Source organism: Pseudomonas sp. Irchel s3h17, from assembly GCF_900187505.1.
Classification (GTDB): domain Bacteria; phylum Pseudomonadota; class Gammaproteobacteria; order Pseudomonadales; family Pseudomonadaceae; genus Aquipseudomonas.
This window is the reverse complement of record NZ_FYDL01000009.1, coordinates 115,658-138,213: the sequence shown is the minus strand read 5'-3', so window position 1 is coordinate 138,213 and position 22,556 is coordinate 115,658. Positions and strand designations below refer to the sequence as shown.

At 61.8% G+C, this 22,556-nt stretch carries 23 protein-coding genes; 11 read left to right on the top strand and 12 right to left on the bottom strand.

Translation table 11 applies throughout. The annotated features are described in order from the left end of the window. Positions 1–39: 39 nt before the first annotated feature. Positions 40–2,229: a patatin-like phospholipase family protein gene (locus tag CKW25_RS14820; RefSeq protein ID WP_095080200.1), complete on the bottom strand. Its 2,190-nt coding sequence runs from the start codon at positions 2,227–2,229 to the stop codon at positions 40–42. A gap of 70 nt (positions 2,230–2,299) precedes the next feature. Between CKW25_RS14820 and CKW25_RS14815 the strand changes: the two genes are divergently transcribed. Beyond that, complete coding sequence (locus CKW25_RS14815; RefSeq protein ID WP_095080199.1) at positions 2,300–2,587, top strand: SelT/SelW/SelH family protein; 288 nt, start codon at positions 2,300–2,302, stop codon at positions 2,585–2,587. Here CKW25_RS14815 and CKW25_RS14810 read toward each other — a convergent pair. Together CKW25_RS14810 and CKW25_RS14805 are read right to left on the bottom strand one after the other, a co-directional pair. Then, on the bottom strand, positions 2,581–3,474 hold the full coding sequence (locus tag CKW25_RS14810) for a DMT family transporter (RefSeq protein WP_095080198.1): 894 nt from the start codon (positions 3,472–3,474) through the stop codon (positions 2,581–2,583). The two genes, CKW25_RS14815 and CKW25_RS14810, sit on opposite strands and share 7 nt — an antisense overlap. 280 nt (positions 3,475–3,754) lie before the next feature. After that, positions 3,755–4,510 carry an AraC family transcriptional regulator gene (locus CKW25_RS14805; protein ID WP_095080197.1) on the bottom strand — a complete coding sequence of 252 codons (756 nt, stop codon included), beginning with the start codon at positions 4,508–4,510 and terminating at the stop codon, positions 3,755–3,757. A 400-nt stretch (positions 4,511–4,910) separates the two neighbouring features. Here CKW25_RS14805 and CKW25_RS14800 point away from each other — a divergent pair, with 400 nt between their 5' ends. Next, positions 4,911–5,726, top strand: a complete 816-nt coding sequence (locus CKW25_RS14800) for a UDP-2,3-diacylglucosamine diphosphatase (protein WP_095080196.1) — start codon at positions 4,911–4,913, stop codon at positions 5,724–5,726. Positions 5,727–5,755: 29 nt separating this feature from the next. Here the strand turns inward: CKW25_RS14800 and CKW25_RS14795 are convergent, their stop codons facing one another. Together CKW25_RS14795 and CKW25_RS14790 are read right to left on the bottom strand one after the other, a co-directional pair. Then, positions 5,756–6,346 (bottom strand): HD domain-containing protein, encoded by a 591-nt coding sequence (locus CKW25_RS14795; RefSeq protein WP_095080195.1) that lies wholly within the window; start codon positions 6,344–6,346, stop codon positions 5,756–5,758. A gap of 61 nt (positions 6,347–6,407) precedes the next feature. Further along, positions 6,408–6,719, bottom strand: a complete 312-nt coding sequence (locus CKW25_RS14790; RefSeq protein WP_095080194.1) for a DUF962 domain-containing protein — start codon at positions 6,717–6,719, stop codon at positions 6,408–6,410. A 160-nt stretch (positions 6,720–6,879) separates the two neighbouring features. Here CKW25_RS14790 and CKW25_RS14785 point away from each other — a divergent pair, with 160 nt between their 5' ends. After that, positions 6,880–7,941, top strand: a complete 1,062-nt coding sequence (locus tag CKW25_RS14785; protein WP_095080193.1) for an AraC family transcriptional regulator — start codon at positions 6,880–6,882, stop codon at positions 7,939–7,941. Here CKW25_RS14785 and CKW25_RS14780 read toward each other — a convergent pair. Beyond that, the gene (locus CKW25_RS14780; RefSeq protein ID WP_095080192.1) at positions 7,898–9,352 is read right to left on the bottom strand and encodes a TrkH family potassium uptake protein; all 1,455 of its coding nucleotides are present in this window, start codon (positions 9,350–9,352) and stop codon (positions 7,898–7,900) included. The two genes, CKW25_RS14785 and CKW25_RS14780, sit on opposite strands and share 44 nt — an antisense overlap. 121 nt (positions 9,353–9,473) lie before the next feature. Between CKW25_RS14780 and CKW25_RS14775 the strand changes: the two genes are divergently transcribed. Then, complete coding sequence (locus CKW25_RS14775; protein ID WP_095080191.1) at positions 9,474–10,040, top strand: NAD(P)H nitroreductase; 567 nt, start codon at positions 9,474–9,476, stop codon at positions 10,038–10,040. A 319-nt stretch (positions 10,041–10,359) separates the two neighbouring features. Here the strand turns inward: CKW25_RS14775 and CKW25_RS14770 are convergent, their stop codons facing one another. The 6 genes from CKW25_RS14770 to CKW25_RS14745 form a co-directional block, all read right to left on the bottom strand. After that, complete coding sequence (locus CKW25_RS14770; RefSeq protein WP_095080190.1) at positions 10,360–11,697, bottom strand: HAMP domain-containing sensor histidine kinase; 1,338 nt, start codon at positions 11,695–11,697, stop codon at positions 10,360–10,362. Positions 11,698–11,951: 254 nt separating this feature from the next. Further along, positions 11,952–12,389: an LTXXQ domain protein gene (locus CKW25_RS14765; protein WP_095080189.1), complete on the bottom strand. Its 438-nt coding sequence runs from the start codon at positions 12,387–12,389 to the stop codon at positions 11,952–11,954. A gap of 125 nt (positions 12,390–12,514) precedes the next feature. Continuing rightward, positions 12,515–13,192, bottom strand: a complete 678-nt coding sequence (locus CKW25_RS14760) for a response regulator transcription factor (protein WP_095080188.1) — start codon at positions 13,190–13,192, stop codon at positions 12,515–12,517. 7 nt (positions 13,193–13,199) lie between these two features. Further along, the gene (locus tag CKW25_RS14755; RefSeq protein WP_095080187.1) at positions 13,200–13,610 is read right to left on the bottom strand and encodes a translation initiation factor 2; all 411 of its coding nucleotides are present in this window, start codon (positions 13,608–13,610) and stop codon (positions 13,200–13,202) included. A 106-nt stretch (positions 13,611–13,716) separates the two neighbouring features. After that, entirely contained in the window at positions 13,717–14,016 is a 300-nt protein-coding gene (locus tag CKW25_RS14750) for a YciI family protein (RefSeq protein ID WP_095080186.1), read from the bottom strand. A gap of 1 nt (position 14,017) precedes the next feature. Then, positions 14,018–14,614: a septation protein A gene (locus CKW25_RS14745; protein ID WP_095080185.1), complete on the bottom strand. Its 597-nt coding sequence runs from the start codon at positions 14,612–14,614 to the stop codon at positions 14,018–14,020. Between the two features lie 86 nt (positions 14,615–14,700). Between CKW25_RS14745 and CKW25_RS14740 the strand changes: the two genes are divergently transcribed. The 7 genes from CKW25_RS14740 (at position 14,701) to arfB (ending at position 22,512) form a co-directional block, all read left to right on the top strand. Then, positions 14,701–15,549: a PHP domain-containing protein gene (locus CKW25_RS14740; RefSeq protein ID WP_095080184.1), complete on the top strand. Its 849-nt coding sequence runs from the start codon at positions 14,701–14,703 to the stop codon at positions 15,547–15,549. Positions 15,550–15,720: 171 nt separating this feature from the next. Continuing rightward, positions 15,721–16,350, top strand: a complete 630-nt coding sequence (locus tag CKW25_RS14735; RefSeq protein WP_095080183.1) for an L-threonylcarbamoyladenylate synthase — start codon at positions 15,721–15,723, stop codon at positions 16,348–16,350. 120 nt (positions 16,351–16,470) lie between these two features. Further along, complete coding sequence (locus tag CKW25_RS14730; protein ID WP_172736528.1) at positions 16,471–17,169, top strand: ScpA family protein; 699 nt, start codon at positions 16,471–16,473, stop codon at positions 17,167–17,169. A gap of 12 nt (positions 17,170–17,181) precedes the next feature. Further along, a complete protein-coding gene (scpB, locus tag CKW25_RS14725; RefSeq protein ID WP_095080181.1) occupies positions 17,182–18,171 on the top strand; it encodes an SMC-Scp complex subunit ScpB in 990 nt (329 codons plus the stop codon). 171 nt (positions 18,172–18,342) lie between these two features. After that, positions 18,343–19,578 (top strand): 23S rRNA pseudouridine(2605) synthase RluB, encoded by a 1,236-nt coding sequence (gene rluB, locus CKW25_RS14720; RefSeq protein ID WP_095080180.1) that lies wholly within the window; start codon positions 18,343–18,345, stop codon positions 19,576–19,578. Between the two features lie 963 nt (positions 19,579–20,541). Beyond that, complete coding sequence (locus CKW25_RS14715; RefSeq protein WP_095080179.1) at positions 20,542–21,960, top strand: amino acid permease; 1,419 nt, start codon at positions 20,542–20,544, stop codon at positions 21,958–21,960. A 138-nt stretch (positions 21,961–22,098) separates the two neighbouring features. Next, positions 22,099–22,512: an alternative ribosome rescue aminoacyl-tRNA hydrolase ArfB gene (gene arfB, locus CKW25_RS14710; RefSeq protein WP_095080178.1), complete on the top strand. Its 414-nt coding sequence runs from the start codon at positions 22,099–22,101 to the stop codon at positions 22,510–22,512. The last annotated feature ends 44 nt before the right edge of the window (positions 22,513–22,556 follow it).

Sequence of the window (22,556 nt, the reverse complement as noted above, 5' to 3'; positions counted from 1 at the left end):
AGCCGGCGCTGGGCGGCAGGCGCTATGCCTGGCCACGGATCAGAACGTTTGCCCAAGGTTCATGTAGATCGCTTGTTCGTCTTCATCGTTGAAGCCATAACTGAAGTTCAGCGGCCCCAGGGGCGTATCGAAACCGAAGAACACGCTGGCCGCGTTGATGTACCCACTGTCGAATTCGTTGTCGTTGTTCCAGGCCCGACCGCGCTCCAGCGATGCCCCCAGGTACAGCGGGAAGTCCAGCGGCAGGTAGGCGCGCGGCGTCAGGCGACGGTAGTAGATGGCGCGAGTCAGGCTGACGTTCTGGCCGGAAATCGAATCCTGGCGAAAGCCCGACAGTTGCCGGGCACCGCCCAGCACGAAGCTGGACGTGACCACGTCGGCGGTATCCAGGGTGCGTCCGTAGCGACCGCCAAAGACGTACGTGTCCGGGCCGAAGCTCAGGGCCTTGTCCAGTTTGAAATCCCACTGTCGGTAACGGCTGTCGGAACCCAGCCCGGGTTCGAACTCGCGGAAGGACAGGCCAATGTCTTCGCCGGCATGGGGGAAGTAGACGTTGTCCAGTGAGTCGAACGAGTACTTGAGCTCATAGAACCCTTCGTTGAAGCTCTCGCTGGGCAGGCTCTGGTCGCCAATGCGCACATCCGCATTGCCCCAGGCTTCGCCGACGCCCAGGCGAATCTCGCCACTGTTGCCGATCTGCCGCCCCAGGTTCAGGCCAAAGCCATAGCGCTCAAGGCGATACTCGGCAATCGGGTCGTTTTCCAGGATGGCTTCCACGTTTTGCGATTCGATGGCGGCATAGGGCGCAATGAAGTAGCGCGACCCCACGTCCAGTGGCTGGTAGAACTCGGTGTACAGCTCTTGCTGGTCACCGATCTGAGCACGGGTCAGCCATTCCGCGCCGAGGCTGTTGATACCGTTCACGCGGTAGCTGGCGCCAATGTTGAAGGCGCTGTCGCCCTTCATGTCGTCGGACAGGTTCAGCCCCAGGCGCAGGTAGTCGGTGCCCGTGCGTTTGCCGCGTGCGCGGATCACCAGCGTGTGATCCTGTCCCTTGTGGACCACGCGGTACTGCACCAGGTCGAAGTAGTCCAGGCCATACAGCGTGCCCATGTCGGTTTGCAATCGGCCGATGTCCAGCGGTTCGCCGACCTTCTGCCGAATGTAGTAGCGGATCACGTCGTCGCCGACTTTCGAATCGTTTTCAACCCGGATGGTATTGATGACGGGCGTGCGCTGACCGGGTGCCCGGGCCGCGGTCAGTTCGGCATCCTCCGGTGTGGCGGGGCCCAGGGCGGCGAGGCGTGCGTCGAGGAGGCGCGTGGCGCGATAGCCGGCATCGATCATCTCCCGGGCCTTGCCGAAATCGGTGACGCCAAAACTGGCCAGTGGTGGCTGGACCAGTATGTCGTCCTTGTGCAGGGTGGCCAGTTGTTCTTCGGAGTTGCGGCGGGTCATGAGGGTGATCGACTGGTTCAGCACGTCGACCACCGACGTCATCTGCTTGCGGGTGCGCAGCGGGGTGCCGATGTCGACCACGATGGCGAGGTCGACGCCCATCTCGCGGGCCACGTCCAACGGAATATTGTCGGTCATGCCGCCGTCCACCAGCAGGCGACCGTCGAGTTCGACCGGGGCGAACACGGCCGGTATCGACATGCTGGCGCGAATCACCTGGGGCAGGTGGCCCTTGCGAAATACCACCTTCTCGCCGCTGGCGATATCGGTCGCCACCGCGCGGAAGGGAATCGGTAGCTTGTCGAAGTCCCGGGTATCGCTGGTGTGAGCCAGCAGGCTTTCGAGCAGCAGCGTCAGGTTCTGCCCCTGGATCACCCCCAGCGGCAGGCCGAGGCTGCCGTCATCGCGAAAGCTCAGCTGCTGCTTGACCAGAAAATCGCGGTCATCCTGTTTACGGCGAAACGGTATGTCGGCGCGGGGTGGTGCGTCGGACAGTGCCTGCTGCCAGTCGATGCCCAGGGCCAGTTTTTCCAGTTCGTCGATCTTGTAACCCGAGGCATACAGGCCGCCAATGACCGCCCCCATGCTGGTGCCGGCGATCGCGTCAATCTTGATGCCTTGCTCCTCCAGCGCCTTGAGCACGCCGATATGGGCCAGGCCGCGCGCGGCACCGCCCGACAGTACCAGGCCGATTTTCGGCCGTGGCGCTTGCTCGGCAAGCACGAACAAGGGCATCAGGCACAGCAACAGGCAGGACAACAGGCGGCGCATCGGCAATCTCGGGCGAACGGTAAAGGCGGTTATTATAGCGACGCCACCGACCTCAGGAGTTTCGCGCGTCATGACCGTCAGCAAACCGGAAGTAGTCATCACCTATTGCACGCAATGCCAATGGCTGTTGCGCGCCGCCTGGCTGGCCCAGGAGCTGCTCAGCACTTTCGCTGACGACCTGGGCAAAGTGTCCCTGGTGCCGGGAACCGGCGGCGTGTTCCAGATCAGCTGCGACGGCGTGCAGATCTGGGAGCGCAAGGCCGACGGTGGTTTCCCGGAGGCCAAGGTCCTCAAGCAGCGGGTACGCGACCAGATCGATCCCGGGCGCGATCTGGGTCACAGCGACAGGACTCAGTGAGGGACCGTTTCTGCGGACACGGCCTTGTTGCCTGAACTCCCCGACAGGCTGCTGGAAACCACGATGGCGACGATGATCAGCGCACCGCCGATCAGCATCCGCAGCGTCGGGTTCTCGCCGAACAGCAGCCACGCCACGGTGATCCCGTAAACCGGCTCCAGGGCGAACACCACCGCCGCCGTGCGTGCCTTGATCACTGCCAGGCTGGCGACGAACAGGCTGTGGGCGAGGCCGGTACAGAACACCCCAAGCAGGCCAATCCACAGCCAGTCGAGAGCGCGAACCTCACTCAAGCCAGGCGCCGCCACCGGCAGCAGGCACAGTGCAACGACCACGTTCTGGCACAGCGCCGCCTGTACCGCCGGAATGCGTCCGGAACTGGCACGGTTGGTCAACGACAGCAGGGCGAACAGCAGGCCCGAGCCCACGGCCCAGAGCAGGCCGGTGGTGGCTTCGCTGGCCAGGTCGAAGGCCGGGGTGACCAGCACCAGGCCAATGCTCACCAGGACCACCAGCAGTATTTCGTTGGCGCGGATTCGCTCGCGGAAGATCAAGCCCTCCAGGATTACGGTGAACGCCGGGAAGCTGGCAAACCCCAGAGTCGCAATCGCCACGCCGGCAACCTTCACCGCAATGAAGAAACTCACCCAGTGCGCGGCCAGCAGCAGACCGCTGAGCAGCAGGCGGCGGGTGTCCACGGCGCGCATTTTCTGCCAGCCGGTGTTGCTGGCGAAACGGGCGAAGCAGGCCAGGGCAATCACAGCGAAGGCCGCCCGACCGAAGACGATGATGGCGGGGGAGGCGGCGGCGAGTTTGCCGAACACACCGGTCAGGCCAAACATCAGTGCGCCGATATGCAGGGCGCCAAGGGCGGTACGCGGAGTCATTGCAATCCTTAATACGAAGACACGGGCATGGGGTAATGCCGATCAGTTAAGCCAAAGACCAGCCGAACATAGAACACGTGGCGAGGGAGCTTGCTCCCGCTGGGGCGCAAAGCGGCCCTGTTTTGGGGCTGCTGCGCAGCCCAGCGGGAGCAAGCTCCCTCGCCACGGGTTTCGTGTTCGGCTTTATTTCTCTTAACTGACTGGCATTAGGGCATGGGGCCACTTTAAAGCGCAGGCCACAGGGGTGTCTGTCGCCAGACTCGCGATTTTTAGCGTCAGTCTAGCGTTCTGTCTCGGCTCGGCGCAGTTTGCCGGGAGAGGCACCGAACTCGCGAGTGACGGCGGCGAAAGCGCTTTGCGAGCTATAGCCAACCCGCAAGGCGACTTCACCGATGGGCAATGCGGTTTCGCGCAACAGCTTCACGGCGATGTGCAGGCGGCGGCTGCGGATGTAGTCCATGGGCGTCTGCCCGCATTCGGTGACAAAGCGTGCATGCACCCGCGCACTGGACAGTCCGGCAACGCGCGCCAGGTCGGCGACTTGCAGCGGGTAGGCGGCGTATTGGTCGATGTGCGCATTGAGGGCGGCGTAGGGCAGACGCCTGCCGGCCATTGGGCTCGGTGCGGCGTTGTTGAGGCTGGCAAGCAACAACACGGCGCCCTGCTGGGCAATCAGCGGGTCGCCCACCGGGCTGCTCGCCAGCCAGCTCACCAACTGGCTTTGCCCAGCGTCCAGCGGCAGGCGCCCGGGGGTGTCGAGCAGGCGACGGCTGGCATCCGCGTGCTCGCCCAGAGACTGGGATACCCATTGATCGCTCGGCACATCCAGCACCAGGCAACGGCTGCCATTGGCACTGCCACAGGCGTGGTGGGCACCGGACGGCACCACCACGAAGCTCTGTTGCACCACCTGGCTGCCACGGCCGCCGACCTCGAAGTCGAGCGCGCCCGACAGGCCGAACACCAGTTGTGCGTGGTCGTGGCTGTGGACGATCAAGTCGTGGCTGTAGTGGCGTAGCGTGAGGATCGGTCTCATCGCGGTCTCCTAGGGTCTGTTGACGTTTGGTGGCGGCCGCGACGGATGCCCGCTTGGTGCAGGGCAAGGCGCGAGGAACGCGGTTTGGTTGTTCCAAATAAGTTCCGAGTAACGCAGCCCTGCACCAAGCGGGCTCCGTCCCTTCGGGTTGCGTGCCAACGTGGGCGAGGCGGCGTTGCGGGATTTGCCAAGGGAACAACCATTGGCGGCATCCCGCGCCTTGCCTCGCCCACGTTGGCCCAGCAACGCGGCTCGCCACCAAACGTCAACAGACCCTAGGCAGACCGGCAGTTTACACCGCTCGCCCCCTGTTTCGGGCTGTCATCGGACTGCCGTATTTTTGTCATGGGCTGTTAATCGCTGCGGGGCAAGCTGGCAAGAAATCTCGCAGAGGTTGCCCATGACCCGTGCCGAACTCGCCAAACCCAGCCGTAAACAACGCGTGCGCACCTTGTGGATCTCTGATGTGCACCTGGGCACCCGGGATTGCCAGGCCGGGCATTTGTCGCAGTTCCTCAAGGGCTACCACGCCGACAAGGTGTACCTGGTCGGTGACATTATCGATGGCTGGAAGCTGCGCAGCGGTATGTATTGGCCCCAGGCGCACACCAACGTGATCCGTCGCCTGCTGACCATGAGCAAGCGTGGTACCGAGGTGGTTTACGTCACTGGTAACCATGACGAGTTCCTGCGGCGTTACTCGAAGCTGATTCTGGGCAATATCCAGTTGGTGGACGAGGCTGTGCATGTCACCGCCGATGGCCGGCATCTGTTGGTGATTCACGGCGATCAGTTCGATGTGATCACCCGTTATCACCGCTGGCTGGCGTTTCTGGGGGACTGGGCCTACGAGATCACGCTGACCCTCAACCGCTGGCTCAATCACTGGCGTGCTCGATACGGCTACGGTTACTGGTCGTTGTCCGCCTACCTCAAGCACAAGGTCAAGACCGCCGTCAGCTTCATCAGCGATTTCGAAGAGGCCATTGCCCACGAGTGCGTCAAGCGCGGGTTGCACGGGGTTGTGTGCGGGCACATTCACCACGCGGAAATCCGCAAGGTCGGCGGCGTGGACTACCTCAATTGCGGGGATTGGGTGGAGTCCTGCACCGCGCTGATCGAGCATTGGGATGGCACGATCGAGCTGTACCGGCTGGCGGACGCCCAGGCGCGTGAGGCGCAACTGAGCGCGGTGAAGGTGGCAGAGCCGGCGTAAACGTCTCACCGCCGGCAACCGGCCGGTCTTCAGGCCGGGGCGTGTTCTTCCAGCGCAGCGGTATAGATCGAGCTTTTCGGCCGGGCAAACAGGCGCTCCATCATCGGTTCGAAGAAACTCAAGGGGAGCGTCTCGTACGCCGGGTCAAAGGCCGCCGCATCGTACCTGGCGCAAAACTCGATGGTCTGCCGGTACTGCGGGTGCTCGCTGAACTGCTCACGCAGGTGCCGATCCATGCCCAGGTAATGGAAGAAGTAATAGCCCTGGAAAATCCCGTGCTTTTCCACCATCCACAGGTTTTCGGCGCTGACGAAAGGTTTGAGAATCGCCGCGGCAATGTCCGGGTGGTTGTAACTGCCGAGGGTGTCACCAATATCATGCAAGAGCGCGCACACGACGTACTCCTCATCACGACCATCGCGCCAGGCGCGAGTAGCGGTCTGTAATGAGTGGGTCAGGCGATCAACCGGGAAGCCGCCAAAGTCACCCTCCAGCAACTTCAGGTGCGCCACGATCCGTTTCGGCAATTGCCTAGCGTAGGCGCTGAAGTCCGCTGCAATGATGGCCCAGTCTTCCTGCGTGCCATCCTGCATGTGGGTGAAACGGGCATGTGCGTTCATCGGCTATCCTCTTATTGTGTTCATTGAACCCGGGTTCAAGGCAGCGTGACCGTGCAGGTCGCTAGAACGGCACTTTGCCCGCCAGCATGTCGCGGTACATGACGAAATCGCCGAGCAGGCTGTAAAGCGGGTGCCGGAAGGTCGCGGGACGGTTCTTTTCAAAGAAAAAGTGGCCAATCCAGGCGAAGCTGTAGCCGGCCAGCGGCAAGGCCAGCAACCACAACCAGGCGCCTTTGCCGATGGCCAAGGCGAAGATCAGTATCACCAGGCTGGTGCCGACAAAATGCAGCCGGCGGCAGGTGCTGTTGCTGTGCTCGCCGAGGTAGTACGGGTAGAACTCGGCGAAGCTGTTGAAATGTCTTATGTTTTCCACGACTGCGATCTCTGTGGCCTGGATGCTGTTGATCGGATGTTCCGTGGGGATCTTATTTAAGTCTAGAGTCATCATTGGCCACAGCCAGTGACAATAGGCGCCACTTTACTATCCTTATGAAATTGGTCGCGAGATGCGGCCTGTCACGTAAGAAAACGCCATGAGCGAACGAACGACTTCTTCAAGCTGGGCGATGGGAATTGTCAAGGCGCTGGAAATGGACGGCCTGGATTGCCGGGACTTGTTCAATCAGCTGGGGCTCGACTACGCGGCGCTGGATGATCCGGATGCGCGTTTCCCTCAAGACTCGATGACGCGCCTGTGGCAACGGGCGGTAGCGTTGTCCGGCAACCCGGCCATTGGCTTGAACATGGGCAAGGTGGTGCGTCCGGCGTCCTTTCATGTGGTCGGCTATGCCTTGATGTCCAGCCGGACCCTGGCCGAAGGCTTTCAACGACTGGTGCGCTATCAACGCATCATTGCCGAAAGTGCCGACCTGAGTTTTCGCCTGTTACCCGAAGGCCATGCGCTGATTTTGACGGTGCATGGCGATCACCTGCCGCCGACCCGGCAAAGCGCCGAGGCCTCGCTTGCCTGTGCGCTAGGCTTGTGCAACTGGCTGACCGGGCGCACCTTGCAGCCATGCAAGGTCCTGTTTCAAGGCGACCGGCCCCTGGACCTCGGGCCTTATACACGGACCTTCCATGCGCCACTGGCGTTCAATGCCCCCTACGACGCGCTGATCTTCGAGCAGGCGGACATGGAGGCGCCGTTGCCCACGGCCAATGAGGCCATGGCGCTGTTGCACGACCGGTTTGCCGGGGAGTACCTGGCGCGATTCTCTGGCAGTCGGGTGACCCATAATGCGCGGCAGGTCCTGTGTCGGCTGCTGCCCCAGGGTGAGCCCAAGCGCGATACGGTCGCGCAAGCGCTGCATCTGTCCCAGCGCACCTTGCAACGCCGCTTGCAGGAAGAGGGGACGAGCTTTCAGACGCTGCTCGATGACACCCGGCGCGAACTGGCCGAACAGTACCTGGCGCAGCCGAGCATGACCTTGCTGGAAATTGCCTACTTGCTTGGGTTTGCCGATCCGAGCAACTTTTTCCGCGCGTTCAGGCGCTGGTTCGACTCCACACCCGGCGAGTACCGGGTGCGTTTTCTGGAGGCGCCCAAGGTGATCAGTGACGCCAGAACGCCGGAATACACAACACAAACACGGTAATGATCTCCAGTCGCCCGAGCAGCATGCCCAGGGACAGAATCCACTTGGCGGCGTCGGGAAGGGTGGCAAAGTTACCCGCCGGGCCAATGGTCTCACCCAGGCCCGGGCCTACGCCGGAGACGGTGCTGGCCGCGCCAGTGAGGGCGGTCATCCAGTCCACACCGAGCAGTGACAGGGCCAGGGCGATGGCGCAGATGGTGATCGCAAAGAAGAACGAAAAGGTCAGGATCGAGCGCACGATCTCTTCGTCGAGGCGGTGGCCGTTGTACTTCTGCTTGATCACCGCCCGCGGGTGAATCAACTGATTAAGGTTGGCCTTGAGCAGGATATAGGCAACCTGGAAGCGGAAAATCTTGATCCCGCCTGCGGTCGACCCCGAGCAGCCGCCGACAAAACCCAGGTAGAAAAACAGCATCAGCGAGAAGTTGCCCCACAGGCTGTAGTCCCCTAGTGCAAAACCGGTGGTCGTGACCACCGAGGTGACGTTCAGCGCAACGTGGCGCAGCGCGTCCAGCCAATGCAATTCGGTGGTCCACCAGTACCAGGTCCCGAGGACCACCCAGGTCACCAGCAGCATACCGAGCAAGCCCTGCACCTGTTGATCCTTGATCAGTGCCCGGCGATTGCCACGCAGGGTTGCCACATACAAGGCAAACGGCAGGCTGCCCAGAATCATCACGACCACCGCGACCCAGTGCACCGCCGGTGCGGTCCATTTGGCCAGGGACTGGTCGGAGGTGGAGAAACCGCCGGTGGAAATCGCCGACATCGCATGGTTGATCGCATCGAACGGGGTCATGCCCGCCCACCAGAACGCCAGGCTGCCGAGGATGGTGATGCCGACATAGGCGGCAACGATCAGTCGCGCCACCATGTGCGAGCGCGGCATGACTTTCTCCGAGCGGTCCGACGACTCGGTCTGGAACAGCCGCATGCCGCCGATGCGCAGCAGCGGCAGAATGGCGACCGCCATGCCGATAAAGCCGATGCCCCCCAGCCAGTGCAGCAGCGAGCGCCACATCAGGATGCCCGGCGACATGGTGTCCAGGCCACTCAACACGGTGGCGCCAGTGGCGGTAATGCCGGACATGCTCTCGAAAAACGAGTCGGTGTAGCTGATGTGCTGGGTCAGCAGGAACGGCAGCGCGGCGAAGATACACACCACCACCCAGCTCGATACCGTGAGCAGGTACATGTCGCGCGGACGCAGGTGTATATGTTCCGGGCGCCCGGGGATGACCAGTGCCAGGCCCGCGACAAAGGTGATCATGCTGGACCAGAGGAACGATGGCAGGTCGCTGGTGCGTTCGTAAATCACCAGGGTCGCCATCGGCACAGCCATGCTGACGGCGAGCGTGATCAGGAAGATGCCGATGATAAAACCAATGATCCGTAAGGTCGGCAACGCCATGAAGTCCGCTCGGGGTAGTGTAGGAAGGGCGCCATTCTACCTACGAGGCAGGGCATGTAAACCGGCATCCCAACGGTAGTTACCGCTAGAATAGCCAAACATTTTTTTCTGGAGGTGGCCGATGCAGGCTCTCGACGCTTTGCTCAACCGTGTTTCCGTTCCGCGATTGATTGACCCGGCACCGACTGCCGAGCAGCGCGAAGTGCTGTTTGCCGCCGCCCTGCGTGCTCCGGATCACGGGCATTTGCAGCCGTGGCGCTTTTTGACGGTTGAAGGCGCGGCGCGTGAGCAACTGGGCGAACTGTTGGCCGAGGCTGCAGTGCTGCAGGACGCCGAAACCCCACAGGCGTTGGTGGACAAGGCGCGTAATGGTCCGCTGCGCGCACCGTTGGTGGTGGTCGTGGTGGCGCGCCTGCAGGATCACGTCAAGGTGCCCAAGTCCGAGCAACTGTTGGCCGCCGGTTGTGCGGCCCACGGCATTTTGCTGGCGGCCTACGCCCAGGGGATCGGCGCGGTATGGCGCACCGGCGACCTGGCGTACTCGCCCCATGTGGCCAAGGGCCTGGGGTTGGCTGAAGGGGAAGAGGTGATTGCGTTCCTGTACCTCGGCACCCCGTTGAACGAACCGCGGGTGGCGGCCAAGGTCGATGTCAGCGAATTTGTCAGCGCCTGGTCGGCCAGGGCCTGAATCATTGATCAATCAAGTCAATGCGCAAGCAAGCTCGCTGGCGCGGGGCTTGTGTTCGACGCACCTCTCCTTGACGGAGCGCCGTCTTCGTGGCGAGGGAGCTTGCTCCCGTTGGGCCGGGCTGGCGCTCCAGCGCGCAGCGGCCCTGACAAGGCGATTGCGGACTTTCAGATAAAGCCCGGTGACCGGTGTGGGGCTGCTTTGCAGCCCAGCGCGAGCAAGCTCGCTCGCCACGGGGCAGGCGTTCGGCACGCAACCATGTGATCAAGAGCGTTGCTCCCACATTTGGTTGCGCGCTGCATGAGAGCTCTCATCGGAATCAGCTGACGATTCCTGGCTCCAACGGCAGGTCCAGGCTGGCGATGAATCCGCCTTCCGGGTGATTGGCCAGGATCAGGCTGCCGCCATGACGCTCCGCTGCCCGGCGAGCGATGGCCAGCCCCAGGCCATGACCGGCCGCGGTCTGGCCAGGTGCCCGGTAGAAGGGCTCGCCTAACTGCGCCAGATGCTCAGGTTGCACACCGGGGCCGTGGTCACGCACGCTCATCACCATGCGCTCGCCCTCGCGTCGGGCTGACAGGTTAATCGGTTGCCCCGCTGGATTGAACCGTTGTGCGTTACGCAGCAGGTTGTCCAATGCCCGCTCGATCATGGTCGGCCACCCCTTGAGGTGCAGTGCCGGCTCGGCTTCTATGCGGATGTACTGCTCCGGCGACGCGAGCTGCGCGTCTTTTTGCAGGCTGCCCAGCAGTGCGTTGAGGTCGACGTCCTCAGCGCTGGCGCTGTCGGCATCGACCCGTGCCAGCACGAGGATTTCACTGATCAGGGCTTCCAGGCGATCGCACTCGCGGGTCAGGCGTGGCCAGAGCTTTTCCCGTTCCTCGGGGCTGGCGCGCTCCGCCAAAGCCAGGGCGATGCGCAAGCGGGCCAGTGGTGAGCGCAGTTCGTGAGAAACGTCACGCAGCAATTGTCTCTGGCTGCCGATCAGGCTTTGCAGGCGCGCGCCCATGCGGTTGAAGTCATTGGCCAGCACCCCGAACTCGTCACGCCGGTTGGCCAGGCGCGCCAGGCTGTTTTGCTGGTAGGTGGTCTGGCCCAGGTCATGCACGGCACCTCGCAGTCGGCTCAACGGGCGCGTGATCGACAGCGTCACCAGCAAGCTGAACAGGGTCAACACCACCAGGGCGATGCCCAGCGCACTCAGTGGCCAGAGCAGGCTTTCGCGGTGCCAGGCATCGAGTTCCGGATGCGGGATGCGGTAGATCAGCAGGTAGGTTTCACCGGTTTTGGGGCTGGTGTACTCGTCGGTCAGGCGGCGCCAGGGCAGGTGGCGGTCATTGCCGTCACCCTGTCGCGCCTCGAACGCGGCGGCGCGACGAGGGAATGTACCGCGCACCACCGGGTCGCCGCTCTCGTTCAATACCTGGACGTTGATGTGGTAGAGCCGCTTGCGTTGCTGCAGCAGCAACTGGGCGGCCTCTTCACCACTTTCTTCGTAGCGCTGCGTCCACTGTTGCGCCAGGTCACTCAGGCCCGGGTGGCGACTGAGAATCCAGGCGTCCTGGTTCAACATGTGCCCGAGCAGAATCGACAGGCCGGCAACCAGCGTGATGGCCAGCCAGAAGCTGGCCAGGATGCGCCAGAACAATGAACGCACGGTAAGTCCTCAAAAAAGGAAAGCCCAATGGCTAATGCCGATCAGTTAAGCCGAAAACCAGCCGAACACGAAACCCGTGGCGAGGGAGCTTGCTCCCGCTGGGCTGCGTAGCAGCCCAAAAACAGGGCCGCTTTGCGCCCCAGCGGGAGCAAGCTCCCTCGCCACGGGTTTCGTGTTCGGCTTTATTTCTCTTAACTGACTGGCATTAAGCCCAATGGCGGTTAACCATCGGGCTGGGGAATGGCACTAGAGCATTACTGTGCTTTTTGTGGCTGTTGGGCTTTCCAGGCTTTGAACTGGTCCCATTCGGCCTTGCGCTCAGCCTGCTTTTTTTGAATCGCGTCGAATTTTTGCTGCTGGTCAGGCTTGAGCAGGGCGCGAATCTCGGCTTCGGTTTTCTGGTGGCGCGCAGCCATTTCGTCTTTCAGGGCTTTCTGATCGGCTGGCGGCAGTTTTTCCAGGTACTTGTCGACCAGTTGCTTACGCTCAAGCATTTGCTTGCCCATGATTTTGCGGATCTGCTCACGTTGTTCGTGGGTCAGGTCCAACTGGCTGTACGGGCCTTTACCGTGCATCTGACCGCCGTGTCGCGAGCCGTCCATCGAGCCCATTGGACCTTCGCCTTCGGGCATCGCCATGGCAACCGTTGGCAGGGCAGCAGCGAACATCAAAGCGATAAGGGTCTTGCGCATGGTGTATCTCCTTGTCTCGTTCCCGGTGTGTTCCGGATGTGTGCAGATTACAGAGATCAAGGTCAGCGGCGGTCAGCGAAGCGTAAAGCTTGGGTAAAGATGGTTTTGCACCGCCCTGACAAAACTTACAGGCTGTAATAGTAGCCGCGGCTGCGCAAGGCAACGATGCGCGGTCGGCCATCGGGGTGCGGGCCGATCTTTTTGCGCAGGTTGCTGACGTGCATGTCCAGGCTGCGGTCGTACAGGGTGAGCTTGCGGCCAAGGGCGATCTGCGCCAGCTCCTGCTTGTCCAGCGGTTCGCCGGGCTGCTTGAGCAAGGCTTCAAGCAGGCGGCTTTCAGACACGGTGAGGGTGTATTCCTGCTCGTCGATACTGACCACGCCACGCGCCGGGCTGAAACACAGGTCGCCCAGTTCCAGCTGGCTGGAGACTGCCGCCGGATGGCTGCGCCGCAGCACGGCGCGCAGGCGGGCGGTGAGCTCCCGCGGGTCGCACGGTTTGGCCAGGTAATCGTCGGCCCCCAGTTCCAGGCCCAGGATGCGGTCCAGTGGCTCGCCCCGGGCCGAGAGCATGAGCACCGGCAGGTCCGGGTGATCGCTGCGCAGTTGCTTGAGCAGTTCCAGGCCGCTGCCGTCGGGCAGCATCACATCCAGTACCACGGCGGCAGGTGCCGATTCGGCCAGGGCGCGACGCGCACTCAAGCCGTCGTGGCAGGCGCGCACCGCAAAGCCTTCCTGGCTCAACCAGCTGCCGAGGAGCTCACACAGCTCCTGGTCATCGTCAATCAGTAACAGCTCGCTCATGACTCACTCAATTTAGCCATTGTCGACGTCTCCTGTGCCCACCGCTGGCGAAGATACCGCAGAGCAGCGCCAATAGCGCGACTCCCGCCCCGGTGACGAACCATTGTTGCTGGTCGGTCAGCAGGCGCGGCACGCTGCTGGCCTGGACTTCCTTGAGTTGCAGCTTGAGGCGCTGGTTCTCTTGACGCAGTCGGCCCAGCAGGGCGCTTTCGCGTTCGCTGTCGGCGGTTTGCAGGTGTTTGTTCAGCTCTTCTCGTTGCCGCTCGCTTTCCTTCAAGCGTTGCTGCAATTGCGTGATCTGACTACCGGCATTCAAGGACAGAGGCGTTGAAAAGCCTGCATCCGAGTCTTCCTCGGCATGGGCAAAGCCCCCGATCGATAACGTGACCAACAGCAGGCACAGCGGACCTTGGCGCATTGCAACTCCTGATTCCAAACGAGTGTTGGGCAGGTTGTCGGCCGTTGAACGAGAATACTGAGCAATTGAGTGCGCGATGAACCGAAGGTTCACCGCGCAGGCAGGGTCAAGGCAGGACTTGCTTGAACGGCTTTACCAGCACATTGGCGTAGACGCCGGCGGCGATGTACGGATCGGCGTCGGCCCAGGCCGTGGCGGCTTCAAGGGAGGCGAACTCGGCAACGATCAGGCTGCCGGTGAAGCCTGCGGCGCCCGGATCATTGCTGTCCACCGCCGGGTGCGGGCCGGCCAGCACCACGCGACCTTCGGCCTTGAGTTGTTGCAGCCGCTCAAGGTGAGCGGGGCGTGCAGCCAGGCGGCTTTCCAGGGAGTTGGCGACGTCTGTGGCAATGATTGCGTAAAGCATGTCAGTCCTCGGTTTTAGGCGTAGTGGTGTCGGCGTCATGCAGGTGGCGGGACAGGTAGATGCCCTGGCCGACCAGGAACAGCAGGGTCATGCCCAGGCTGCCGAAGACTTTGAAGTCGACCCAGATGCTCTGGAAGGTGAAGGCAACGAACAGGTTGGCTGCGCCGCAGAACAGGAAAAAGCCGATCCAGGCGATGTTCAGGCGTGTCCAGACTTGATCGGGTAGGGTCAGCGCGTGGCCCATGATGCGTTTGATCAGCAGTTGTTCGCCCACGAAATGGCTGCCGATAAAGGCCAGTGCGAACAGCCAGTTGACCACCGGAGCCTTCCATTTGAGGAAGGTCTCGCTGTGGAAGGCCAGGGTCAGGCTACCGAACACCAGGCAGGCGACGAGGGTCAGCCACTGGCTTTTTTCCAGCTTGCGCTGGGAGATGTACAGGGCGCCGTACACCACCAGGGAACTGGTGATCAGCATTGCCGTGGCGCTGTAGATACCGCCTACCGTCAATTGATGGCCGGCGATGTCGACGACCCGCGGGTCGATTTTGAAGACGATGAAAAACAGCAGGAGCGGGATGAAGTCGATGAATTGTTTCACAGTGGCAGCCAGAAGCAGGATGTGTCGGCATAATAACAAACATATTGAGTCGCGAAAGCGCCAGCTGATTTGAGGTTACACATCCTGTGAATGTTGATTTGCACTGCCATAGCACGGCCTCCGATGGCGCCCTGGCGCCAGCGGTACTGGTTGCGCGTGCGTTCGAAAACGGCGTGCGAGTCCTGGCGTTGACCGACCACGACACCCTGGAAGGCCTCGATGAGGCCCGCGGCGCCGCGCAGGCGCTGGGGATGCAACTGGTCAATGGTGTCGAACTGTCCTGTACCTGGGGCGGTGCGACCATCCATGTGCTGGGCTACGGTTTCGACGTCAATGCCCCGGCGTTGGTCGAGGCGATTGCCAAACTGCGTGACGGGCGCTGGCTGCGTTCCGAGGAAATCAGCCGCAAGCTCGAGCTCAAGGGCATGCCGGGGGCGCTGGAGGGGGCGCGGGCCATACAGCAGGAACTGGGCGACAGCGGCAATGCGCCGGCCCGCCCGCACTTCGCCGACTATCTGGTGCGCGCCGGCTACGTCAAGGATCGCGCTGAAGCCTTCCGCAAGTGGCTGGGCGCCGGCAAGCTGGGCGACGTCAAGCAACACTGGCCGACCCTGGAGGAAACCGTCGAAACCCTGCGTGCCGCTGGCGCCTGGGTCAGCCTGGCCCACCCGTGGCACTACGATTTTACCCGCAGCAAGCGCCGTCGCCTGATTGCCGACTATATTCAAGCAGGCGGCCACGCGATTGAAGTGGTCAATGGTCATCAGCCGGCCGAGCAGGTCGGCAGCCTGGCCATACTTGCCCGTGAGTTCGGTCTGCTGGTCAGTGCCGGCAGTGATTTCCATGGCCCGGGGGGCTGGTCGGAGATTGGCGAGTACCGTCCTGTCCCGGAAGATCTGCCACCACTGTGGTGTCGATTCAAATCCTTAGTCTGATGGATGTGAAACGTGACGAGCGAAGGCAAGGCAAGGAAAAAACAGGCGAGGAGGCGGAGTTTACATCCTGTAAATACGCACTCCGAGCCGGTTTTTGATGCAGAATTGCACGCGGAGTCTGCAGTAGTTTTCACGCCATCGGTATTGCCGTCGTCTGAACAGGTAGAAAATGTGAGTCAATTTTTCCAGATTCATCCGGAAAACCCACAAGTGCGCCTGATCAAGCAGGCCGTCGAAATCATCCGCAATGGCGGTGTGGTGATCTATCCCACCGACTCGTCCTACGCCATTGGCTGCCAGATCGGCGACAAAAATGCCATAGAACGCGTACGTCGCCTGCGACAACTGGACGACAAGCACAACTTTGCGCTGATCTGCAGCGACCTGTCGCAGCTTGGGCTGTTCGCCAAAATCGACACCGGTACGTTCCGGATTCTCAAGGCCCACCTGCCGGGGCCCTACACCTTCATTCTCAATGCCACCCGCGAAGTGCCGCGCCTGTTGCTGCATCCGAAAAAGCGCACCATCGGCCTGCGGGTGCCGAGTCATCCGATTGCCCTGGCATTGCTCGAGGAACTGGGCGAGCCGCTGATGAGCGTGACCCTGATCATGCCCGGTGACAGCGACCCGTTGAGCGACCCTTACGAAATGCGCCAACTGCTCGAGCATCAGGTCGACCTGATCATCGACGGCGGTTTTGGCGGTATCAAGGCCTCCACCGTGATCAGCCTGGCCGACGGCGAGCCGGAAGTGATCCGCGTCGGTTGCGGCGACCCGACGCCGTTCATGGTCGAAGCCTGAATGTCGGTGGCAGAAACCGTCGACAGCCAGGCCGGCACCCAGCAGGAACTGCCGTTTGCCATGGTCTATGGCCAGGCGGTCATGGAAATGCCGCTGGACCTCTACATTCCGCCGGACGCCCTGGAAGTCTTCCTCGAGGCCTTCGAAGGTCCGCTCGACCTGCTGCTGTACCTGATCCGCAAACAGAACATCAACATCCTCGACATCCCGGTGGCGGAAATCACCCGCCAGTACATGGGTTATGTCGAGTTGATGCAGTCGGTGCGCCTGGAGCTGGCCGCCGAGTACCTGGTGATGGCCGCGATGCTGGCCGAGATCAAGTCGCGGATGCTGCTGCCGCGTTCGGTGGAAATCGAACAGGAAGAAGACGACCCGCGTGCCGAGCTGATTCGGCGCTTGCAGGAGTACGAACGTTTCAAGGCCGCTGCCGAGGGCATCGACGGGCTGAGCCGGGTCGGGCGTGATGTGGTGGTGCCCAGGCTGGACGCCCCGCAAGCCCGGGCGCGCAAGTTGTTGCCGGACGTGAGTCTGGAAGAGTTGCTGATGTCCATGGCCGAGGTGTTGCGCCGTGGCGATATGTTCGAGAGCCACCAGGTCAGCCGCGAGGCATTGTCGACCCGCGAACGTATGAGCGATGTGCTGGAGCGGCTCAAGGGCGGCGGTTTTGTGCCCTTTGTCGAGCTGTTCACCGCCGAAGAAGGACGCCTGGGTGTGGTCGTGACCTTTATGGCGATCCTCGAGCTGGTCAAGGAATCCTTGGTCGAGCTGGTGCAGAATGAGCCCTTTGCGGCGATCCATGTGCGGGCGCGAGCCGAATAACGAGCAAAATCCATGAACCTGAGTGAACCCCGCGAGCTGGCGCCACTGCTTGAAGCCTTTCTGTTGGCTTCGGGAAAGCCGCAATCGATGGAGCGTCTGTTCGAGCTGTTTGAAGAGGGCGAGCGCCCGGAGCCGCCCGTCTTCAAGAAGGCCCTGGCGATCCTTGCCAAGTCCTGCGACGGCCGGGCCTTTGAGCTGAAGGAAGTGGCCTCGGGTTATCGCCTGCAAATTCGCGAAAAGTTCGCGCCCTGGGTCGGACGTCTGTGGGAAGAGCGCCCCCAGCGCTATTCGCGGGCGATGCTGGAAACCATGGCCCTGATCGCCTATCGCCAGCCGATCACCCGTGGCGAGATCGAGGATGTGCGGGGCGTGGCGGTCAACAGCAACATCGTCAAGACCCTGCTGGAGCGCGAGTGGATCAGGGTCGTCGGTTACCGCGAGGTACCGGGCAGGCCGGCGATGTTTGCCACCACCAAGGCCTTTCTCGATCATTTCAACCTGAAGAACCTCGACGACCTGCCACCCTTGGCCGAGTTGCGCGAACTGGAACCCGAGCCGATGCTCGAGTTCGACGATGCCCCCGTTCCACAGAGCCTGCAGGACTTGGCCGACGCCAGCGCCGAACCGGAAGAGCCCAAGGAGGAAACCAGTTTCCATACCTTGCTGCTGGAACTGGACTCGATGGAGGAGGGGATCAAGACCGATTTCGATGATTTACTGCGTGATGGCGAGGTGAGCGAGGGGGATTGGCCGAAGCCGGACGACACGCCGGTTGAAATGGAAACCGAAGTTGAAGCAGACGCCGAAGCCGAGCCTCAAGTCGTAACCCCGCAAGCGCCTGAAGAAGACGTCCTTGGCGTCGCCCAGGCCCGTGAGCAATTGCTCGCCGCCGTGGCAGCCCTCGAAAAGCCTGCACCCGAGCCCGGACTGAGCGACGAAGAGGCCGAAGCCCTGGCACTGGCCGAAGCGATCGAGGCCGAACGCCGTGCGCTCGATGATTGACGCAGCCGGTCGGCGGAAAAACCAGTAACCGACCGTTTATCAGCTAGTCTCTGATGCGCAAGCGGCGCCATGCGCGTATGATTCGCACCCCTTTGGCGATCCCTTCGTCAAAGGATCAGTTTTCAACGCTTCAGGCTCAGCCCTGAACAGACCACACCGGGAGGTGCCCAGATGAGTATCAACGATCAGAAAGACGACCAGGAAATCGGCCCAGCAGGCGAAAAACTGCAGAAAGTCCTCGCCCGTATCGGCGTCGGCTCGCGCCGTGACGTGGAAGCCTGGATCAGCCACGGCCGGATCAAGGTCAACGGCAAAGACGCCACCCTTGGCCTGCGTGTCGACATGCACGACGCCATCACCATCGATGGCAAGGTGATCAAGCGCGAAGAAGCCGCCGAGTCGGTTCGCCGCGTGATCATGTACAACAAGCCCGATGGCGAGATCTGCACCCGTGTCGACCCGGAAGGCCGTCCGACCGTGTTCGACAAGATGCCGCGCCCGAAAGAAGGTCGCTGGATCAACATCGGTCGTCTGGACATCAACACCACCGGTCTGCTGATGTTCACCACCGACGGTGAACTGGCCAACCGCCTGATGCACCCTTCCTACGAAATGGACCGCGAGTACGCGGTACGTGTGCGTGGCGAAGTCGACGACGAAATGATCGAGCGCCTGAAAGCGGGCGTCGTGCTCGAGGACGGCCCGGCCAAGTTCACCGACATCAAGCAAGCGCCAGGCGGTGAAGGCTTCAACCACTGGTATCACTGCGTGGTGATGGAAGGTCGTAACCGCGAAGTGCGTCGCCTGTGGGAATCCCAGGGCCTGGTGGTCAGCCGTCTGAAGCGTGTGCGTTTCGGTCCGGTGTTCCTCAACTCCGACCTGCCGATGGGCCGCTGGCGCGAAATGAGTCAGTACGAAGTCGACATTCTGAGTGCCGAGGTTGGCCTGACGCCGGTCGCGATGCCGCAGATGAACGCCAAGAGCAAAGACAAGCTTGATCGCATGCAGCGTAAATCGTCGCGTCCAATGGCCAAGACCGAGCGCGTGCGCACGTTGCGTCCAGCCGCTGGTGCGCCGGCTTCCGTCCCGCGTCCGGCGCGTGAGCCGCAGATCGAAGGCGAGCGTCCAGGCCGCAAGCCAGCGCCACGCCAGGATGGCGAGCGCGGTCCACGCACGCCGCGTCCGGCCAACGGTCGCACTGAGCGTGGCGAAGGCCGTGGTGCTCCAGCCGGTCGCGGCACGCCAGTGGCAGATCGTCCGGCCGACACCAAGCGCCCGGCCAAGCCAGCGCCGAAGAAGCGCCCAGGCATCGTGCTGGTCGACCGTGACGCGCCGTCAGGCAAGCGTCGTGGCGCACCGGCCGGTTCCGGTCAGCGCCCAGGCTTTGGCCGTCGCAAGCCGGAGTGAAGCAGTTGTAAGCTTCAAGCCATAAGCTTCAAGCGATAAGCTGCAGATGAAAACGCCAACCCTCGGGTTGGCGTTTTTTTTGTGCTGATTTCGCGGGCAAGCAGAACACCGTCCGCTGTCCTCGTGGCGAGCGAGCTTGCTCGCGCTGGGCTGCGCAGCAGCCCCAAGACCGGTCACCGAGGTCTGTCTGCAAGACTGCGATAGTCTTGCCGGGGCCGCTTCGCGCCCCAGCGCGAGCAAGCTCGCTCGCCACGGGTATGTGTTCGGCGTTCAACTGCGTGGTGAGAGCAAGCCATGTGATCTCCAATCTGGAAAATTGATGTTACGGCCTGTAACGAAAACCTGACGAAAACCCCGGCTTAAGCCTGTGGAATCGTCATCTTTCGGACGCTGTAAGGAAATCCTGCCGCCGGTTGTCTTCCGGGTCGTTTACCAGGGCTCTAGCCCGCTTGTTTCACTGGCCCATGCAGGGTGTCATGCGCCCCATGCCTGTCGTGCAGGTGGATAACAAGAAGGAGGCGCAATGTACGCCGTGAGTCATCTTCATCTCTCTTCGTGGGGCGATTTTTCCGTCACCCCCGTCACTGACCCGCAAAGGTCTGACCCCATTTTTGCAGTCGCCCGACCCTGTCGTGGCGGACACAGGCAATCCCGGCAACCGACACGCTGATTCCTGCGAGGTCTGGCGGCAGGGGGTTACAGGTGTACAATGCGCCGCGTTTTACCTGTGACCTCCTTGCGTAACCACGCAAACCTCAAGGCTATCCGCCTTGTTCACTCCGCCGCGTCACGAGCGCGACGGGTTCGATTTCGTCACAGATAAGAACAAACAGGTGACGCATGACCGTTGTAAATACGCTGAACTCCTGGTGCCTGCGCTGGGGTTTGATCGGCGCTGCTTAATCCCGATTCGAGCAGCAACGTCTTAACGAACATCATCAAACCTTGCGTGAGACCCTTTTCATGAGTGGACAAAACTCGCATTCAGGCGAGCTTAAACGCGGCCTGAAAAATCGCCATATTCAACTGATCGCCCTCGGTGGCGCGATTGGTACCGGATTGTTCCTGGGCTCTGCCGGCGTATTGAAGTCGGCCGGCCCGTCGATGATCCTCGGCTACGCCATCTGTGGCTTCATCGCCTTCATGATCATGCGCCAACTGGGTGAAATGATCGTTGAAGAGCCGGTGGCCGGTTCGTTCAGTCACTTTGCCCACAAGTACTGGGGCGGCTTCGCGGGCTTCCTGTCGGGCTGGAACTGCTGGATCCTGTACATCCTGGTGGGCATGTCGGAGCTGACGGCCGTTGGCAAGTACGTGCACTACTGGTGGCCGGAAATCCCGACCTGGGCTTCGGCGGCAGCGTTCTTCGTGCTGATTAACGTGATCAACCTGGCCAACGTCAAGGTCTTTGGTGAAGCCGAATTCTGGTTTGCGATCATCAAGGTCGTGGCGATCGTCGGCATGATTGGCCTGGGCAGCTACCTGCTGGTCAGCGGCAACGGTGGCCCGCAAGCCGCGGTGAGCAACCTGTGGGAACACGGTGGTTTCTTCCCTAACGGCGTCAGTGGCCTGGTGATGGCCATGGCGATCATCATGTTTTCCTTCGGCGGCCTGGAAATGCTCGGTTTTACCGCTGCAGAAGCCGACAAGCCGAAAACCGTGATCCCGAAAGCCATCAACCAGGTGATCTACCGGATCCTGATTTTCTACATCGGCGCCCTGGTCATTCTGTTGTCGCTGACCCCGTGGGACAGCCTGCTGAACACCATTAACGCGTCCGGCGATGCCTACAGCGGCAGCCCGTTCGTCCAGGTGTTCTCGATGCTGGGCAGCAACACCGCGGCACACATCCTCAACTTTGTGGTCCTGACCGCGGCGTTGTCGGTGTATAACAGCGGCACCTACTGCAACAGCCGCATGCTGCTGGGCATGGCCGAGCAGGGCGATGCGCCGAAAGCACTGGCGAAGATCGACAAGCGCGGTGTACCGGTGCGTTCGATCCTGGCCTCGGCGGCGGTGACCCTGGTGGCGGTGCTGTTGAACTACCTGATCCCGCAACACGCGCTGGAGCTGTTGATGTCGCTGGTGGTCGCGACCCTGGTGATCAACTGGGCGATGATCAGCTACTCGCACTTCAAGTTCCGCCAGTACATGAATCGCACCAAGCAAACACCGCTGTTCAAGGCGCTGTGGTACCCGTATGGCAACTACGTCTGCCTGGCGTTCGTGGTGTTCATTCTCGGCGTCATGCTGATGATCCCGGGGATCCAGGTCTCGGTGTACGCGATTCCGGTATGGCTCGTGTTCATGTGGGTCTGCTACACACTCAAGAACAAGCGCAGTGCGCAATCGGTGTTGAATGCGGCGCCTGCCGTGAAGTAAGCACCTCTGGCTTCAACAACACACCCGGCCCTGTGCCGGGTGTGTTGTTTTCAGGGTTCACACATTTCCCTGTGGGAGCGAGCAAGCCCGCTCCCGCATATGCGGTATCCTGCGCGCTCTGAACACGGACGCTTTTCCATGCTGGTGATTTCCAACAATGTGCACCTGCCCGATACCGAGATCGAACTGACGGCGATTCGCGCGCAAGGTGCGGGTGGGCAGAACGTCAACAAGGTCTCCAGTGCCGTGCACCTGCGCTTCGACATTCCGGCATCGTCGTTGCCCGAATTCTACAAGGAGCGGCTGTTGGCGTTGCGCGACAGTCGGATCACCAGTGACGGGGTGATCATCATCAAGGCCCAGCAATACCGGACCCAGGAACAGAATCGTGCCGACGCCCTGGAGCGTTTGACCGAATTGATCCTGGCCGCCACCAAGGTAGAAAAGAAGCGCCGTCCCACCAAGCCGACGCTGGGCTCGAAGAAACGTCGGCTGGAGTCCAAGACCAAGCGCGGCTCGATCAAGGTCGGACGCGGCAAAGTCGACTACTAGGGTCTGTTGATGTTTGGTGGCATCCGTCGCGGCCGCCACCAAAC

What these genes read in the sequence shown, in the direction of transcription:
- CKW25_RS14715 (WP_095080179.1), top strand. Translation starts at nt 20,542, where the DNA reads ATGAGTGGACAAAACTCGCATTCAGGCGAGCTTAAACGCGGCCTGAAA.
- CKW25_RS14775 (WP_095080191.1), top strand. Translation starts at nt 9,474, where the DNA reads ATGCAGGCTCTCGACGCTTTGCTCAACCGTGTTTCCGTTCCGCGATTG.
- CKW25_RS14805 (WP_095080197.1), bottom strand. Translation starts at nt 4,510, where the DNA reads ATGAGACCGATCCTCACGCTACGCCACTACAGCCACGACTTGATCGTC.
- CKW25_RS14755 (WP_095080187.1), bottom strand. Translation starts at nt 13,610, where the DNA reads ATGCGCCAAGGTCCGCTGTGCCTGCTGTTGGTCACGTTATCGATCGGG.
- CKW25_RS14780 (WP_095080192.1), bottom strand. Translation starts at nt 9,352, where the DNA reads ATGGCGTTGCCGACCTTACGGATCATTGGTTTTATCATCGGCATCTTC.
- arfB (WP_095080178.1), top strand. Translation starts at nt 22,099, where the DNA reads ATGCTGGTGATTTCCAACAATGTGCACCTGCCCGATACCGAGATCGAA.
- CKW25_RS14820 (WP_095080200.1), bottom strand. Translation starts at nt 2,229, where the DNA reads ATGCGCCGCCTGTTGTCCTGCCTGTTGCTGTGCCTGATGCCCTTGTTC.
- scpB (WP_095080181.1), top strand. Translation starts at nt 17,182, where the DNA reads ATGAACCTGAGTGAACCCCGCGAGCTGGCGCCACTGCTTGAAGCCTTT.
- CKW25_RS14760 (WP_095080188.1), bottom strand. Translation starts at nt 13,192, where the DNA reads ATGAGCGAGCTGTTACTGATTGACGATGACCAGGAGCTGTGTGAGCTC.
- CKW25_RS14795 (WP_095080195.1), bottom strand. Translation starts at nt 6,346, where the DNA reads ATGAACGCACATGCCCGTTTCACCCACATGCAGGATGGCACGCAGGAA.
- CKW25_RS14815 (WP_095080199.1), top strand. Translation starts at nt 2,300, where the DNA reads ATGACCGTCAGCAAACCGGAAGTAGTCATCACCTATTGCACGCAATGC.
- CKW25_RS14785 (WP_095080193.1), top strand. Translation starts at nt 6,880, where the DNA reads ATGAGCGAACGAACGACTTCTTCAAGCTGGGCGATGGGAATTGTCAAG.
- CKW25_RS14810 (WP_095080198.1), bottom strand. Translation starts at nt 3,474, where the DNA reads ATGACTCCGCGTACCGCCCTTGGCGCCCTGCATATCGGCGCACTGATG.
- CKW25_RS14765 (WP_095080189.1), bottom strand. Translation starts at nt 12,389, where the DNA reads ATGCGCAAGACCCTTATCGCTTTGATGTTCGCTGCTGCCCTGCCAACG.
- rluB (WP_095080180.1), top strand. Translation starts at nt 18,343, where the DNA reads ATGAGTATCAACGATCAGAAAGACGACCAGGAAATCGGCCCAGCAGGC.
- CKW25_RS14750 (WP_095080186.1), bottom strand. Translation starts at nt 14,016, where the DNA reads ATGCTTTACGCAATCATTGCCACAGACGTCGCCAACTCCCTGGAAAGC.
- CKW25_RS14800 (WP_095080196.1), top strand. Translation starts at nt 4,911, where the DNA reads ATGACCCGTGCCGAACTCGCCAAACCCAGCCGTAAACAACGCGTGCGC.